This window comes from Hydrogenophaga sp. (genome assembly GCF_022844385.1).
Taxonomy (GTDB): Bacteria; Pseudomonadota; Gammaproteobacteria; order Burkholderiales; family Burkholderiaceae_C; genus Hydrogenophaga.
In genome coordinates, this window is the sequence record NZ_JALHLX010000097.1 from 1 (window position 1) to 13,734 (window position 13,734).

Consider the following 13,734-nt stretch of genomic DNA (forward strand, 5'->3'; position numbering starts at 1 on the left):
TCATTCCCACTCGATCGTGGCCGGAGGCTTGCTGCTCACGTCGTAGGTCACCCGGTTGATGCCGCGCACCTCGTTGATGATGCGGCTGGACACCTTCTTGAGCAGCGCGTAGGGCAGCTCGGCCCAGTCGGCGGTCATGAAGTCGCTGGTCTGCACCGCACGCAGCGCCACCACGTAGTCATAGGTGCGGCCATCACCCATCACGCCCACGCTTTTCACCGGCAGGAACACGGTGAAGGCCTGGCTGGTGAGGTCGTACCAGCTCTTGCCGCTGGGGTGGTCGATGGTGGAACGCAGTTCCTCGATGAAGATCGCGTCGGCCCGACGCAGCAAATCCGCGTATTCCTTCTTCACCTCGCCCAGGATGCGAACGCCCAGACCGGGGCCCGGGAACGGGTGGCGGTAAACCATGTCGTGCGGCAGACCCAAGGCAACGCCGAGTTCGCGCACCTCGTCCTTGAACAAATCGCGCAGCGGCTCCAGCAGTTTCAGGCCGAGTTGCTCGGGCAGGCCACCCACGTTGTGGTGGCTCTTGATGGTCACGGCTTTTTTGCTCTTGGCACCACCGGATTCAATCACATCGGGGTAAATAGTGCCTTGTGCCAACCACTTGGCGCCTTTTGTTGATGCACCACTTGAAATGAGTTTGGCGGCTTCGGCCTTGAAAACTTCGACGAATTCGCGACCGATGATCTTGCGTTTGGCCTCCGGCTCGCTCACGCCGGCCAAGTGGCCGAGGAACTGGTCGGCCGCGTCCACGCGGATCACCTTGGCGTGCAGCTTGCCGACGAACATGTCCATCACCATGTCGCCTTCGTTCAGGCGCAGCAGGCCATGGTCGACGAACACGCAGGTGAGCTGGTCGCCGATGGCGCGGTGGATGAGTGCTGCGGCCACCGACGAATCGACGCCGCCGGACAGGCCCAGGATGACTTCCTCGTCACCCACCTGCTCGCGGATCTTCTGCACCGCCTCTTCGATGTGGTCGCGCATCACCCAGTCGGCGCGGGTGGCGCAGATGTCGAGCACGAAGCGCTCCAGCAGCGCCCGGCCCTGCACCGTGTGCGTCACTTCGGGGTGGAACTGCACGGCATAGAAGCGCCGCGCTTCGTCCGCCATGCCGGCAATCGGGCAGCTGTCGGTGCTCGCCATGAGCTTGAAGCCGGGCGGCAGCTCGGTGACCTTGTCGCCGTGGCTCATCCACACCTTGAGCATGCCGTGGCCTTCGGGCGTGTGGAAGTCTTCGATGCCCTTGAGCAGCGCGGTGTGGCCGCGCGCGCGCACCTCGGCGTAGCCGAACTCACGCGAGTTCGAGCCTTCGACCTTGCCGCCGAGCTGCTGCGCCATGGTCTGCATGCCATAGCAGATGCCCAGCACCGGAATGCCCAGTTCGTAGACCACATCGGGCGCCTTGTCGTCCACCTCATACACGCTGGCGTGGCTGCCGGACAGGATCACGCCCTTGAGCTGGCCGTCGGCCGCGAACTCGCGCACCCAGTCGCTGCTGACGTCGCAGGGATGCACTTCGCAGTACACGTGCGCCTCGCGCACGCGGCGGGCAATCAGCTGGGTGACCTGGGAGCCGAAATCGAGAATGAGGATTTTCTGGTGCTGCATGGCGTTGTCGGGTTGGGCTGTTCAGAAAGCAAAAAGGCCGTCCATCAGGACGGCCGCCGGCGCTCGGGCGCTCAGTCTGCTCTGTAGTTGGGAGCTTCCTTGGTGATCTGCACATCGTGCACATGGCTCTCGCGGATGCCGGCCGAGGTGATCTCGACGAACTCCGCCTTGTGGCGCATGTGCTCGATGCTCGGGCAACCGCAATAGCCCATGGCTGCGCGCAGGCCGCCGGCCATCTGGAAGATGATGGAAACCACCGAACCCTTGTAGGGCACACGGCCTTCAATGCCTTCGGGCACCAGTTTGTCGGCGTTGGGGTTGCCGGTGCTGCTTTCCTGGAAGTAGCGGTCGGCGCTGCCCTGTTGCATGGCACCAATGGAACCCATGCCGCGGTAGCCCTTGTAGCTGCGGCCCTGGTACAGCACGATTTCGCCCGGCGACTCTTCGGTGCCGGCGAACATGCCGCCCATCATCACGGTGTTGGCGCCAGCCGCAATGGCCTTTGCGATGTCGCCGCTGTAGCGGATGCCGCCGTCGGCAATCATGGGCACGCCCGTGCCCTGCAGCGCGGTGGCTACGCTGTCGATGGCCATGATCTGCGGCACGCCCACGCCGGCCACGATGCGCGTGGTGCAGATGGAGCCCGGGCCGATGCCGACCTTCACCGCATCAGCGCCCGCCTCCACCAGCGCCATGGCGGCACCACCGGTGGCGATGTTGCCGCCGATCACGTCGATCTGCGGATAGTTCTGTTTGACCCAGCGCACACGGTCGATCACGCCTTTGCTGTGGCCGTGCGCGGTGTCGACCACGATGGCGTCCACACCGGCCTTGACCAGTGCTTCCACGCGCTCCTCGGTGCCCTCGCCCACGCCCACGGCGGCGCCCACGCGCAACCGACCCGACGGATCGCGTGCGGCGTTCGGGAAGTTCAGTTGTTTGGTGATGTCCTTCACCGTGATCAGGCCCTTGAGCTCGAACCCGTCGTTCACCAGCAGCAGGCGCTCCAGCTTGTGCTTGTTCAGCAGGGTCTTGGCCTCGGCCGGCGTGGTGCCGTCGGGCATGGTGATCAGGCGCTCGCGCGGCGTCATGATTTCGCTCACCGGCAGGTCGTATCGGGTCTCAAAGCGCAGGTCGCGGCCGGTGACGATGCCGACCACGCGGCCGCCCTCGACCACGGGAAAGCCGGAGATACCCAGCTCGTCCGACAGCTTCATGACCTGGCGGATGGTGGTTTGCGGCGAGATCACCACCGGGTCGCGCAGCACGCCCGACTCGTAGCGCTTGACCTTGGCCACCTGGGCCGCCTGCTCTTGCGGCGTGAGGTTCTTGTGGATGATGCCGATGCCACCTTCCTGGGCCACGGCGATCGCCAGACGGGCTTCGGTGACCGTGTCCATGGCCGCGGAGACCAGGGGCAGGTTGAGCTGGATGTTGCGGGAAAACTGGGTGGCGAGAGAGGTGTCCTTGGGCAGGACCTGGGAGTACGCTGGCACCAGCAACACGTCGTCGAAGGTGAGCGCTTTGCCGAGTAGGCGCATGGGAAAGCTCCAAAAGCGTCGATTGTAGCCGCCCGCCCTGCGGGCAAACCCGCATGGGGGAACGCCACGGATTGACCGCTCAGTGCAGAAAAACCACCGCTGCGTCTGCTGGTGCGGCGCCCGGCGCCGATGGAATGGGGCCGCCCGGGAACTCAGGGCTAAACTCGCGAAATGTCACAAGCCCCCACCTTCAAACTGTACTGGCGCGCCCCTCTGTTGACGGGCCTGCTGCTCACCTGCAGCACGTTGGCCATGGCGCAGTGGCAATGGGTCGACAGCACCGGGCGCAAGGTGTTCAGCGACACACCGCCACCGGCCAGCATTCCCGACAAGAGCATCCTGAAGAAACCCGGTTCGGGCATGGCCCCGCCGGCAGTGACCACAGAGCCGACTGCAACCGCCGCGGCCACCGCCGCACCGGCAGCGCCACAAATCCCCGCACGCGACGCCGAACTCGAAGCGAAGAAGAAGCAGGCTGAACAGGCCGAAGAGGCCAGGAAAAAGGCCGAAGCCGAGCGCGTGGCCAAAGCACGCGCCGACAACTGCGAACGTGCGCGCAAAGCCAAGATCACCATGGACTCAGGCGTGCGACTCGCCACGACCAACGCCAAGGGTGAGCGCGAGATCATGGACGACAAGGCCAAGGCCGCCGAGACCCAGCGCATGGAAGCGATCATCCGCAGCGAATGTGGACCCCTGCCAAAGCAGTGATCCGCATCAGCACAGCAGGATTTCAGTAGCCGGCCTTTGAGCCGGCTTTTCTTCGGGCAAACAAACCTGTTCCCCGCGCGCCCTGCCCAACGAAGCGTTCCCGACGGGCCACTTTCGGGTCCACGCGCAGCGACCGGTACACCTCCAGGCGATCACCATCGCGCAGCACATGTTCACGGCTCACGCGACGCCCCCACACCCCCAGCGTGAGTGCCGGAGTGCCGAGTTGGGGATACGCCGTGGTCCAGCCCGCCTGGTCCAGCGCCCTCTGGGCGGTGCACCCCTCGGACACCTGCAGGTTGAGCTCCAGCACCTGACGAGGTGCAGGCGAATACATCAACGTGATCTGCATGCGTGGCTCAGTCCGTGCCGTACACCTGATCGGCGCGTTTGACGAATGCGTCCACCAGGTTGCCAGCGATCTTGTCGAACACCGGACCCACCAGAGCGGCCAGGGTGCTGCTGGAGAAGCCGTAGCTCAGCGTGAACTCCACCTTGCAGGCGCGCAGCGTGCCGTCGCCCAACGGTGTGAATGCCCAAACGCCGTCGAGCTGGGAGAACGGTCCGTCGACCAGCTCCATCAGCACCTTGCGGTCGGTCTCATGGATGTTGCGGGTGGTGAAGCTCTGGCGCAGCCCGCTGATGGCCATGCCCACGCGGGCCAGCATCCCGTCGTCGTTGAGTTCCAGCACTTCGCCGTGGTCGCACCAGGGCAGGAACCGGGGGTAGTGCTCGATGTTGGTGACCAGCGCGAACATTTCATGGGCGCTGTGGGAGAGCAAGACAGACTTGTGAATCGTTTTCATACAATCGAACTCATTGTATTGGCCTGAAACGGCCGCACCTCGCGCGTCATGGCCACCAAAAACAGCAAAGCAACTCCCACCAAAGGCCTCGACAGCCGCATCGCCGACAACAAGAAGGCCTTCTTCAACTACGCCATCGAAGAACGTTTTGAAGCCGGCATGGTGCTCGAAGGCTGGGAGGTGAAAGCCCTGCGCGAAGGCAAGGTGCAGCTCACCGACGGTTATGTGGTCATCCGCAGCGGCGAATTGTTCCTCATCGGTTGCCAGATCAACGCGCTGCACACGGCCTCCACCCACATCAGCCCCGATGCCGTGCGCACCAAAAAGCTGCTGCTGCACAAGGACGAGATCCGCCGGCTCATCGGCAAAGTCGAGCAGAAGGGCTACACACTGGTGCCGCTCAACCTGCATTGGAAAAACGGCAAGGTGAAATGCGAACTGGCACTGGCCAAGGGCAAGGCCGAGCACGACAAGCGCGACACCATCAAGGACCGGGAAGGCAAGCGCGAGGTCGAACGGGTGATGAAGTCGCGCCACCGCTGAGGCGGCGCGCGACGTTCACGAAGCCGGTCAGCGCAGGTGCATGAGCGGATGCGCGTCCGCTGCCCACGGGCTTTCAAAGAACGCCGCCACCTGCCCTCTGCCCACCTCTTCAATGCGCTCTGGGTTCCAGCGCGGTTGGTGGTCTTTGTCGATCGCCAGCGCGCGGATGCCCTCCACTGTTTCACTGGCCTCACCCGGCCGCAGATGAAAACACTGATGGACCATGCCGCGCTCCATGCGCAGGTTGTCGGCCAGGCCGAGACCGCGCGCGCGGCGCACCTGCTCCAGCACCACATGCAGCATCAGCGGCGAGCGGTGGCGCAAGGTTGCGGCGGTGGCCTTGGCCCATTCGCCGTCGCCCGACTCCAGCGTGGAGATGATGGCGTGCACGTCGGGCAAGCCAAACACGCGGTCGATCTCCTTGGCCGGCCAGCTGCCTGCGGCCACCGTGATGCTCAGGTGGCTGGCGCACCAGCGTTCTACCGCTGCACCGTTCTCGAACGGGGTTTGCGCCAACGAATGCCACAAACCGGCGAGGCGGCCGGATTCAATGAAACCATCGGCCAGGCCGGCAGCCATGGCGTCGCGCCCACCGAGCACCTGACCGGTGAGCGCAAGGTACTCGCCCAGGCGGCCCGGGCAGCGGCTCAGGAAGTAGCCCCCACCCACGTCGGGGAACAGACCGATATGCGTTTCGGGCATGGCGAGCTTGCTGCGTTCGGTGACGATGCGCAGGCTCGCGCCCTGGCTGATGCCCATACCGCCGCCCATGACGATGCCGTCCATGAAGGCGATGTAGGGCTTGCGGTAGGTGTGGATCAGGTGGTTGAGTGCGTACTCTTCGGTGAAGAAGTCTTCCAGCGACGCGTCACCCGACAAAGCGGCCTGGTGGAAGTAGCGGATGTCGCCACCGGCGCAGAAGCTGCCGAATGGGCCGTCCTTGTTGACGCCGCGAATGGCCACCGCCTGCACCTGATCGTCGTTACGCCAGGACTCCAAGGCCCGCGTGATGCTGCGGATCATGTCGAGCGACAGGGCATTGAGCGCCTTGGGGCGGTTGAGCGTGATGCAGCCGACGCGGCCCAGAATTTCGGCAATGACGTGAGTCTCGGGAGCAGGGGCGTTCATCTTTTTCTTCCGGAAAGTTCGTTCATTGTGGCTGCTGGTCGACGGTCTGGATGCGCGGCGTCCCTGCGCGGGAACGCCAGCCCAGCAGCTCGTTGATCACCAGGGCGCCAATCACCAGGCTGCCACCACGCAGCACTTCGTCGCCCGGCACCTCGTTGGCCCAGACCCAGGCCAGCAGGATGCCGAAAATCACCTCGAGCAAGGCCAGCAGCGAGACTTCGGGTGCCTTGAGCACGCGGGCGCAGACCACCGAGAGTGCACAGGGGATGGCCAGTTGCACCAGCCCGAGCATGGCCAGCCAGGCCACGTCGCTGGCCGTCGCCGCGAAGGGCAGTGCCAGCGGCAGCGTGAGCAAGGACGAGATCACCGCACCCAGCAGCACCGACGGCACGAGGTCGATCTTCTCGCCGTGGGTCTGGCCGCGTTGCACCACCGTCCAGTTGATGGCGCCGGCAATCGGCACACACAGCGCGGTGAGCGAACCCAGCAGCAGGCCACCGGTGTCGATCTCGGGATGGGTCAGGGCCTGAACGAACTGGCTGCCGTACATGTAGGCGATGCCTGCGCCGGCCGCGAGGATGGCAAGCCAGGTGCGCACGGCCAGCCGCTGCCCGATGAAGATGCGCGCCACCAGCGCGGTGAGCAGCGGGCCGATCGACATGATGATCAGCACATTGGCCACGCTGGTGAAGGTCAGGGCCAGCATGAAGGCGGTGAACATCACCGACCAGCACACACCCGAGATCCAGAACGCGGCCGATTCGGGAATCAGGCCCCAGTGGCGCTTGAGCCAGCCGCGCAAAGCGGAACCTGAACGGGTCTCGTCGAGCAGCCCCTGGCTGCGGTCCGCCTGTCGCCAGATGGGCAGGATCACCAGCAAGGACAGGGCGGTGAAAGCGCTGCGCCAGAACGTGACTTCGAACCGTGCCGCCGATTCCAGCTGGCGCGACACCACGCCGGCGATCGACCACATGAGCGTCACCGCCAGCATGAGAAAAACCGCCTGGGTATGCGTCAGGCGGTTGAGGGCTTGAAAAGGCATGGCCAGCTCAGGTCGGAGCAGCCGCAGCGCGGGACTGCGGCCCGCCCGGATCAGCTCTTGGAAGCGCGCTTGCGGTCGCTTTCCTTCAGGAAGCGCTTGCGCAGGCGCACGCTCTTGGGCGTGATCTCGACCAGTTCGTCGTCCTCGATAAATTCCACGCCGTACTCGAGGTTGAGGTCGACCGGGGGCGTGATCTTGATGGCGTCTTCCTTGCCGCTGACGCGGAAGTTGGTCAGCTGCTTGGTGCGTGTGGCGTTGACGATCAGGTCGTTGTCACGGTTGTGGATGCCCACGATCATGCCTTCGTACACCGGATCGCCGGCGCGCACGAACATGCGACCGCGATCGTCAAGCTTGCCCAGGGCGTAGGTGAAGATTTCACCGTCGTCCATGGAGATCAACACGCCGTTCTTGCGGCTGGCGATGTCGCCCTTGTGCGGCTCGTAGCCGTCAAAGATGTTGGCGATCAAGCCGGAGCCGCGCGTCAGGTTCAGGAATTCGTTGGTGAAACCGATCAGGCCACGCGCCGGAATGCGGTACTCCAGGCGCACGCGGCCACGGCCATCGGGCTCCATGTTGGCCAGCTCGCCTTTTCGCTCGCCCAGTGCCTGCATCACACCGCCCTGGTGCTGTTCCTCGATGTCGGCCGTCACCATTTCAATAGGCTCGTGGCGCACGCCGTCGATGTCGCGGAACACCACGCGCGGCTTGGACACCGCGAGTTCGTAGCCTTCGCGGCGCATGTTTTCCAGCAGGATCGTCAGGTGCAGTTCACCGCGTCCCATCACTTCGAAGATGCCGTCTTCGTCGGTTTCCTTCACGCGCAGGGCCACGTTGTGCTGCAGCTCTTTCTGCAGGCGGTCCCAGATCTGGCGGCTGGTGACGAACTTGCCTTCGCGGCCAGCCAGCGGGCTGGTGTTCACGCAGAAATTCATGGTCAGCGTCGGCTCGTCGATCTTGAGCATGGGCAGCGGAGCCGGCGTCAGCGGATCGGTCACGGTCACGCCGATGCCGATGTCGGGAATGCCGTTGATCAGCACGATGTCGCCCGGGCCGGCTTCGGTCACCTGCACGCGGTCCAGACCCTGGAATTTCAACACCTGGTTGACACGTCCCTTGACGACCTTGCCGTCCAGGCCTTCCATCACCACCACATCCATGTTGGGCTTGATCGTGCCCTGGCTGATGCGGCCCACGCCGATGCGGCCGACGAAGGTCGAAAAGTCGAGCGCCGAGACCTGCAGTTGCAGCGGCGCTGCCGGGTCACCATCTTGCGGCTTCACGTGCTTGAGCACGGTGTTGAACAGGGCCGACATGTCGGGGCCCCACTGCTCGCCCGGTGCGCCTTCGACCAGCGAGGTCCAGCCGTTGATGCCCGAGGCGTACACCACGGGGAAATCGAGCTGCTCGTCGTTGGCGCCCAGTTTGTCGAACAGGTCAAACGCAGCGTTGATCACGGCATCGGGGCGAGCGCCCGGCTTGTCGACCTTGTTCACCACCACGATGGGCTTCAGGCCGAGGGCCAGCGCCTTCTTGGTCACGAAACGCGTCTGCGGCATCGGGCCTTCCTGCGCGTCGATCAGCAGAACCACACCGTCCACCATGGACAGGGCGCGTTCAACTTCACCACCGAAGTCGGCGTGGCCGGGGGTGTCGACGATGTTGATGTGCGTGCCTTCCCAGCTCACGGCGCAGTTCTTGGCCAGGATGGTGATGCCACGCTCGCGTTCGATGGCGTTGTTGTCCATCACCGTGTCGACGATTTTTTCGTGTTCGGCGAAGGTGCCCGACTGGCGAAGCAGCTGGTCCACCATGGTGGTTTTGCCATGGTCAACGTGGGCAATGATGGCGATGTTGCGGATTTGTTTGCTCATGATGCGAGTTCCGGTGAGGTTTCCAGGATTTGCTGTATTTCGATGGGGCTCAGCAGCCGCCCCGGGATCAGTTCACCCGCTTGGGTGTGCGCGCTGCCCAGCAGCACGGCTTCTTGTGAAAACGATTCGTCGCCAGTGGGCACCACAGGGCCGAACACGGCCACGCGCTCGTGGTCGGTCCAAGCACCGCGGCGGCGCAGGCCGCTGAGAAAGCGCCCCGCATCCTCAGCCTCCAGCGTGACGGTCTCGTGTCCGTCCAGCAAGGTCTGCACTGGCAGCAACAGCGCCATGCGCTCGTGCTCGTCCAGCGCTTCCAGGGCATCGAGCGCGATGCACTGCGACGCATCGAATGGACCGGTTTCGGTGCGGCGCAACATGCTCAGGTGACCGCCACAGCCCAGGGCTTCGGCAATGTCTTCACCCAGCGTGCGAATGTAGGTGCCCTTGCTGCAGCGCACGCGAAGGCGCAGAAACGGTGCGTCCCCCTGCAACTGCATGTCCAGCAGGTCCAGGTCGTGAATGACGACGTGGCGCGCTTCGCGCTCCACCGTCTCACCCTGACGGGCGTATTCGTAGAGCGGCTTGCCGTCTTTCTTCAAGGCGCTGTGCATCGGCGGCACCTGGGCGATAGGGCCCATGAAACCGTCGAGCGCTTCGACCACCTGCCCCGGCGTGCAAGCCACGGTTCGGGTCTCGATCACCTCGCCCTCGGCGTCGCCGGTGCTGGTTTTCACACCCAGGCGCACCACGGTCTCGTAGGTCTTGTCGGCATCCAGATGGATCTGGCTGAATTTGGTGGCCGCACCAAAACACAGCGGCAGCACACCGCTGGCCAGCGGATCGAGCGTGCCGGTGTGGCCTGCCTTTTCGGCGCGCAGCAACCACTTGGCTTTTTGCAAGGCCTGGTTGCTGGAGAGACCCAGCGGTTTGTCGAGCAACAGCACCCCATGCACAGGGCGCCGTTGCACCCTCGTGCGTGGCGCGTTGATGTTGCCCCCACGCTTGCTCGTTGCACGAGCATCGCTGCCCCCCAAGGGGGCGTTCGCTCCTTGGGGCGGCCCTGCGGTGCTCATGTTCACTCTTCCTTTGAACGAGAGGAAACCGCCTTGGAAATCAAGGCGTTCATGTCGGCCGCACGCTCGGTGGTGCGGTCAAACACGAAATGCAGCGTGGGCACGGTGTGGATATGCAGCCGCTTGAACAAGCCGCTGCGCAGGAAACCCGCAGCAGCGTTGAGGCCTTCCAGCGTTTCCGCCGGGTCACCCGTGAGCAGACTGAAGAAGACCTTGGCGTGCGCGTAGTCGGGTGTCACCTCGACCGCGTTGATCGTGACCATGCCCACCCGGCGGTCTTTCAACTCGCGCGCGATCAGCTCGGCCAGATCACGCTGGATCTGGTCGGCCACACGGAAACCGCGGTTGGGGACGGATGAAGCTTTGCGGGGCATGGTTTACAGCGTACGCGCCACTTCCTTGACCTCGAAGAATTCGAGCTGGTCGCCTTCCTTGATGTCGTTGTAGTTCTTCAGCTTGATACCGCACTCGAAGCCTTCCTTGACTTCGCGCACGTCGTCCTTGAGGCGCTTGAGCGTGTCGATCTCGCCGGTGTAGATGACCACGTTGTCGCGCAGCAGGCGGAAGTGCGCGCTGCGGGTGACCTGGCCAGCCGTGACCATACAGCCGGCAATGGTGCCGATCTTGGTGGCCACGAACACCGTACGGATCTCGGCCGAGCCGATGACTTCTTCGCGTTTCTCGGGCGCCAGCATGCCGGACATGGCTGCACGCAATTCATCGACGGCGTCGTAAATGATGTTGTAGTAACGCAGATCCACGTCGTTGCCTTCGGCCAGCTTGCGCGCACCCACGTCGGCGCGCACGTTGAAGCCGATGATCACCGCCTTGGAGGCAATCGCCAGGTTCACGTCGGACTCGCTGATGCCGCCCACGCCGGCAAACACCAGCTGCACCTTGACCTCTTCGGTCGAGAGCTTGAGCAGCGACTGGGCCAGCGCTTCCTGCGAACCCTGCACATCGGACTTGACGATGATGGGCAGAAGCTTGACTTCGCCGGCCGACATGTCGGAGAACATGTTCTCCAGCTTGGCGGCTTGCTGGCGCGCCAGCTTGGTGTTGCGGAACTTGCCGGCGCGGTAGGTGGCAATTTCACGCGCACGGCGCTCGTCGGTCATCACCATGAAGTCGTCGCCGGCCTGTGGGACTTCCGACAGACCCTGAATTTCCACCGGGATCGACGGACCAGCCGATTTGATCGGTTTGCCGTTTTCGTCCAGCATGGCACGCACGCGGCCAGAGGTCTGGCCCACCAGCACCACGTCGCCGGTCTTGAGCGTGCCGCTTTGCACCAGCACTGTGGCCACGGCACCGCGGCCTTTGTCCAGACGCGCTTCGATCACCAGGCCCTTGGCCATGGACTCCACCGGCGCCTTGAGCTCCAGCACTTCAGCCTGCAGCAGCACCTGCTCCAGCAGCGCATCAATGCCTTGGCCGGTCTTGGCAGACACGCCCACGAAAGGCACATCACCACCGAACTCTTCTGGCACGACTTCTTCGGCCACGAGTTCGGATCGAACTTTTTCCAGGTTGATGCCCGGCTTGTCGATCTTGGTCAGCGCCACAACGATGGGCACGCCCGCCGCCTTGGCGTGTTTGATGGCTTCCTTGGTCTGCGGCATCACCCCGTCGTCGGCTGCGCAGACGAGGATGACGATGTCGGTGGCCTGGGCACCACGGGCACGCATGGCGGTGAACGCCTCGTGACCCGGGGTATCGAGGAAGGAAATCATGCCGCGCTCGGTCTCGACGTGGTACGCCCCGATGTGCTGCGTGATGCCGCCGGCTTCGCCAGCGGCCACCTTGGCGCGGCGGATGTAATCCAGCAGCGAAGTCTTGCCGTGGTCCACATGGCCCATGACGGTGACCACTGGTGCGCGCGGCAGCAGCTCGTGTTCTTGCTGCGCGGTTTCGTCATCGGCAAACGCTTCTGGATCGTCCAGAGCCGCCACCACCGCCTTGTGGCCGAGCTCTTCCACCACGATCATGGCGGTGTCCTGGTCCAGCGGCTGGTTGATGGTGACCATCTGGCCGAGCTTCATCAACTGCTTGATGACCTCGGACGACTTCAGACTCATCTTGTGCGCGAGTTCGGCCACCGTGATGGTCTCCGGCACGTGCACTTCAATGACCTTGACTTCGGTCGGTGCCACGAAGTTGCTGGCGCCCGAATCACGGGAATCGCGCGAGTCGCGGCGACCGCGCGGGCCTCCGCGCCAGTTGGTCGAACGCCCGGCGCTGGTATCGCCACGCGTCTTGATCTCTTTCTTCTTGGCCGCGTCGTCTTTCCAGGTCGACGACAGGTTCTCGGACTTGACCTCTTTCTTGCCGGCCGTACCGGCCGTGGCTGCGCCTGCAGCGGTGGTCGCGGGCTTGCCGGGTGTGCCGGCGGGCTTGTGCAGCGTGCCCTTGATGCCGGCTTTCGGGTCGACAGGCGCTGGCTCAGGCTTTTTGGCCACCATGGTCTTGGCGGGTGCCGACATCATGGCGCGGATGTTCGCGGCTTCGGCTTCGGCCTTGCGGCGGCGCTCCACCAGATCCTGCGCGCGCAGGTCGTCTGCACGTTTGCTTTCCGCGTTGCGGTCCGCGATCACGCGGGCAGCAGAGTCTCTCTCAAGGGAGTCGGTCTTGGCCTTGGCGTCCTTGGCGGTGCGCGCAGCGATCGCTTCGGCAATGCCTTCGGGCGAAGCGGCTTCGGCGGCAGCGCGAGCAGCGGATTCGGCAGCATCAGCGGCTGCCGCGGCGGCACGTTCCTGCTCGGCGATGGCCTGTGCCTGGCGGGCCTCCTCGGCCTCGCGGGCCTGGCGCTTTTCGTTGAAGTCTTCTTCCTGGCGGCGCAGCAGTTCGGCCTGGCGACGCGCTTCTTCTTCGCGGCGTGCCAGTTCTTCGGTGTCGATCACCGGTGCCGCAGCCACCTGCTCTTCAACCACCTCGGGCACGGCCACTTCATCGTCGCGCTTGATGAAGGTGCGCTTCTTGCGGACTTCCACCTGGATCGTGCGGGCACGGCCAGTGGAGTCGGCCTGCTTGATCTCGGAGGTCGATTTTTTCACCAGGGTGATCTTCTTGCGCTCACCGCCGGCTGTGCCGTGGCTGGCTTTGAGGTGGCCCAGCAGCGATTGCTTGTCCGATTCGGTGACCGGATCGGCCCCGGATGACTTGGGCACGCCCGCTGCGGAGAGTTGCTCCAGCAGGACGGTGGTGGGCTTGTTCAGCTCGGCAGCCAGTTCGGCGACGGTGGTACTTGTCATAGGTCTCTATTCTCCGATGGGCCTCCGCTGGTCAGGTCGTGGATTGCGCTTCGTCACCGGTGAACCAGTGAGCGCGTGCCAGCATGATCAGCGCGGTGGCCTCTTCAGGCGTCTGTGCGGTGATGTCGGTGAGCTCGTCGGTGGCCAG

12 protein-coding genes are annotated in these 13,734 nt (G+C 64.3%); 2 read left to right on the forward strand and 10 right to left on the reverse strand.

Going from position 1 to position 13,734, the window contains the following annotated elements:
* A complete protein-coding gene (gene guaA / locus Q0C59_RS14510; protein WP_291216644.1) occupies window positions 1–1,617 on the reverse strand; it encodes a glutamine-hydrolyzing GMP synthase in 1,617 nt (538 codons plus the stop codon).
* A 71-nt stretch (window positions 1,618–1,688) separates the two neighbouring features.
* Window positions 1,689–3,158 (reverse strand): IMP dehydrogenase, encoded by a 1,470-nt coding sequence (gene guaB, locus Q0C59_RS14515; RefSeq protein ID WP_291216646.1) that lies wholly within the window; start codon window positions 3,156–3,158, stop codon window positions 1,689–1,691.
* Between the two features lie 171 nt (window positions 3,159–3,329).
* Here guaB and Q0C59_RS14520 point away from each other — a divergent pair, with 171 nt between their 5' ends.
* On the forward strand, window positions 3,330–3,869 hold the full coding sequence (locus Q0C59_RS14520; RefSeq protein WP_291216647.1) for a DUF4124 domain-containing protein: 540 nt from the start codon (window positions 3,330–3,332) through the stop codon (window positions 3,867–3,869).
* A gap of 22 nt (window positions 3,870–3,891) precedes the next feature.
* On the opposite strand, the gene Q0C59_RS14525 is transcribed toward Q0C59_RS14520, so the two are convergent.
* On the reverse strand, window positions 3,892–4,221 hold the full coding sequence (locus tag Q0C59_RS14525; RefSeq protein ID WP_291216649.1) for an RnfH family protein: 330 nt from the start codon (window positions 4,219–4,221) through the stop codon (window positions 3,892–3,894).
* Between the two features lie 7 nt (window positions 4,222–4,228).
* Window positions 4,229–4,675, reverse strand: a complete 447-nt coding sequence (locus tag Q0C59_RS14530; protein ID WP_291216651.1) for a type II toxin-antitoxin system RatA family toxin — start codon at window positions 4,673–4,675, stop codon at window positions 4,229–4,231.
* Window positions 4,676–4,723: 48 nt separating this feature from the next.
* On the opposite strand from Q0C59_RS14530, the gene smpB reads away from it, so the two are divergent.
* A complete protein-coding gene (smpB, locus tag Q0C59_RS14535; RefSeq protein ID WP_291216653.1) occupies window positions 4,724–5,218 on the forward strand; it encodes an SsrA-binding protein SmpB in 495 nt (164 codons plus the stop codon).
* 27 nt (window positions 5,219–5,245) lie between these two features.
* Here the strand turns inward: smpB and Q0C59_RS14540 are convergent, their stop codons facing one another.
* The 6 genes from Q0C59_RS14540 to infB all read right to left on the reverse strand — a co-directional run bounded on the left by Q0C59_RS14540 (window position 5,246) and on the right by infB (window position 13,586).
* Entirely contained in the window at window positions 5,246–6,346 is a 1,101-nt protein-coding gene (locus tag Q0C59_RS14540; RefSeq protein ID WP_291216655.1) for an enoyl-CoA hydratase/isomerase family protein, read from the reverse strand.
* Between the two features lie 22 nt (window positions 6,347–6,368).
* Window positions 6,369–7,388 (reverse strand): DMT family transporter, encoded by a 1,020-nt coding sequence (locus Q0C59_RS14545; protein ID WP_291216656.1) that lies wholly within the window; start codon window positions 7,386–7,388, stop codon window positions 6,369–6,371.
* Between the two features lie 50 nt (window positions 7,389–7,438).
* A complete protein-coding gene (typA, locus tag Q0C59_RS14550; protein WP_291216657.1) occupies window positions 7,439–9,262 on the reverse strand; it encodes a translational GTPase TypA in 1,824 nt (607 codons plus the stop codon).
* The gene (truB, locus tag Q0C59_RS14555) at window positions 9,259–10,251 is read right to left on the reverse strand and encodes a tRNA pseudouridine(55) synthase TruB (RefSeq protein WP_291216661.1); all 993 of its coding nucleotides are present in this window, start codon (window positions 10,249–10,251) and stop codon (window positions 9,259–9,261) included. Before truB ends, typA begins: the two co-directional genes overlap by 4 nt.
* An 86-nt stretch (window positions 10,252–10,337) precedes the next feature.
* Complete coding sequence (gene rbfA, locus Q0C59_RS14560; protein WP_069046489.1) at window positions 10,338–10,709, reverse strand: 30S ribosome-binding factor RbfA; 372 nt, start codon at window positions 10,707–10,709, stop codon at window positions 10,338–10,340.
* Window positions 10,710–10,712: 3 nt separating this feature from the next.
* Window positions 10,713–13,586, reverse strand: coding sequence for a translation initiation factor IF-2 (gene infB, locus Q0C59_RS14565; RefSeq protein ID WP_291216659.1), 2,874 nt, complete (start codon window positions 13,584–13,586; stop codon window positions 10,713–10,715).
* Between the last annotated feature and the right edge of the window lie 148 nt (window positions 13,587–13,734).

Excerpts from the sequence above, each read along its gene's own strand:
- Q0C59_RS14520 (WP_291216647.1), top strand. The coding sequence starts at position 3,330 with ATGTCACAAGCCCCCACCTTCAAACTGTACTGGCGCGCCCCTCTGTTG.
- smpB (WP_291216653.1), top strand. The coding sequence starts at position 4,724 with ATGGCCACCAAAAACAGCAAAGCAACTCCCACCAAAGGCCTCGACAGC.
- Q0C59_RS14525 (WP_291216649.1), bottom strand. The coding sequence starts at position 4,221 with ATGCAGATCACGTTGATGTATTCGCCTGCACCTCGTCAGGTGCTGGAG.
- guaA (WP_291216644.1), bottom strand. The coding sequence starts at position 1,617 with ATGCAGCACCAGAAAATCCTCATTCTCGATTTCGGCTCCCAGGTCACC.
- Q0C59_RS14530 (WP_291216651.1), bottom strand. The coding sequence starts at position 4,675 with ATGAAAACGATTCACAAGTCTGTCTTGCTCTCCCACAGCGCCCATGAA.
- typA (WP_291216657.1), bottom strand. The coding sequence starts at position 9,262 with ATGAGCAAACAAATCCGCAACATCGCCATCATTGCCCACGTTGACCAT.
- Q0C59_RS14545 (WP_291216656.1), bottom strand. The coding sequence starts at position 7,388 with ATGCCTTTTCAAGCCCTCAACCGCCTGACGCATACCCAGGCGGTTTTT.
- Q0C59_RS14540 (WP_291216655.1), bottom strand. The coding sequence starts at position 6,346 with ATGAACGCCCCTGCTCCCGAGACTCACGTCATTGCCGAAATTCTGGGC.
- guaB (WP_291216646.1), bottom strand. The coding sequence starts at position 3,158 with ATGCGCCTACTCGGCAAAGCGCTCACCTTCGACGACGTGTTGCTGGTG.
- rbfA (WP_069046489.1), bottom strand. The coding sequence starts at position 10,709 with ATGCCCCGCAAAGCTTCATCCGTCCCCAACCGCGGTTTCCGTGTGGCC.
- infB (WP_291216659.1), bottom strand. The coding sequence starts at position 13,586 with ATGACAAGTACCACCGTCGCCGAACTGGCTGCCGAGCTGAACAAGCCC.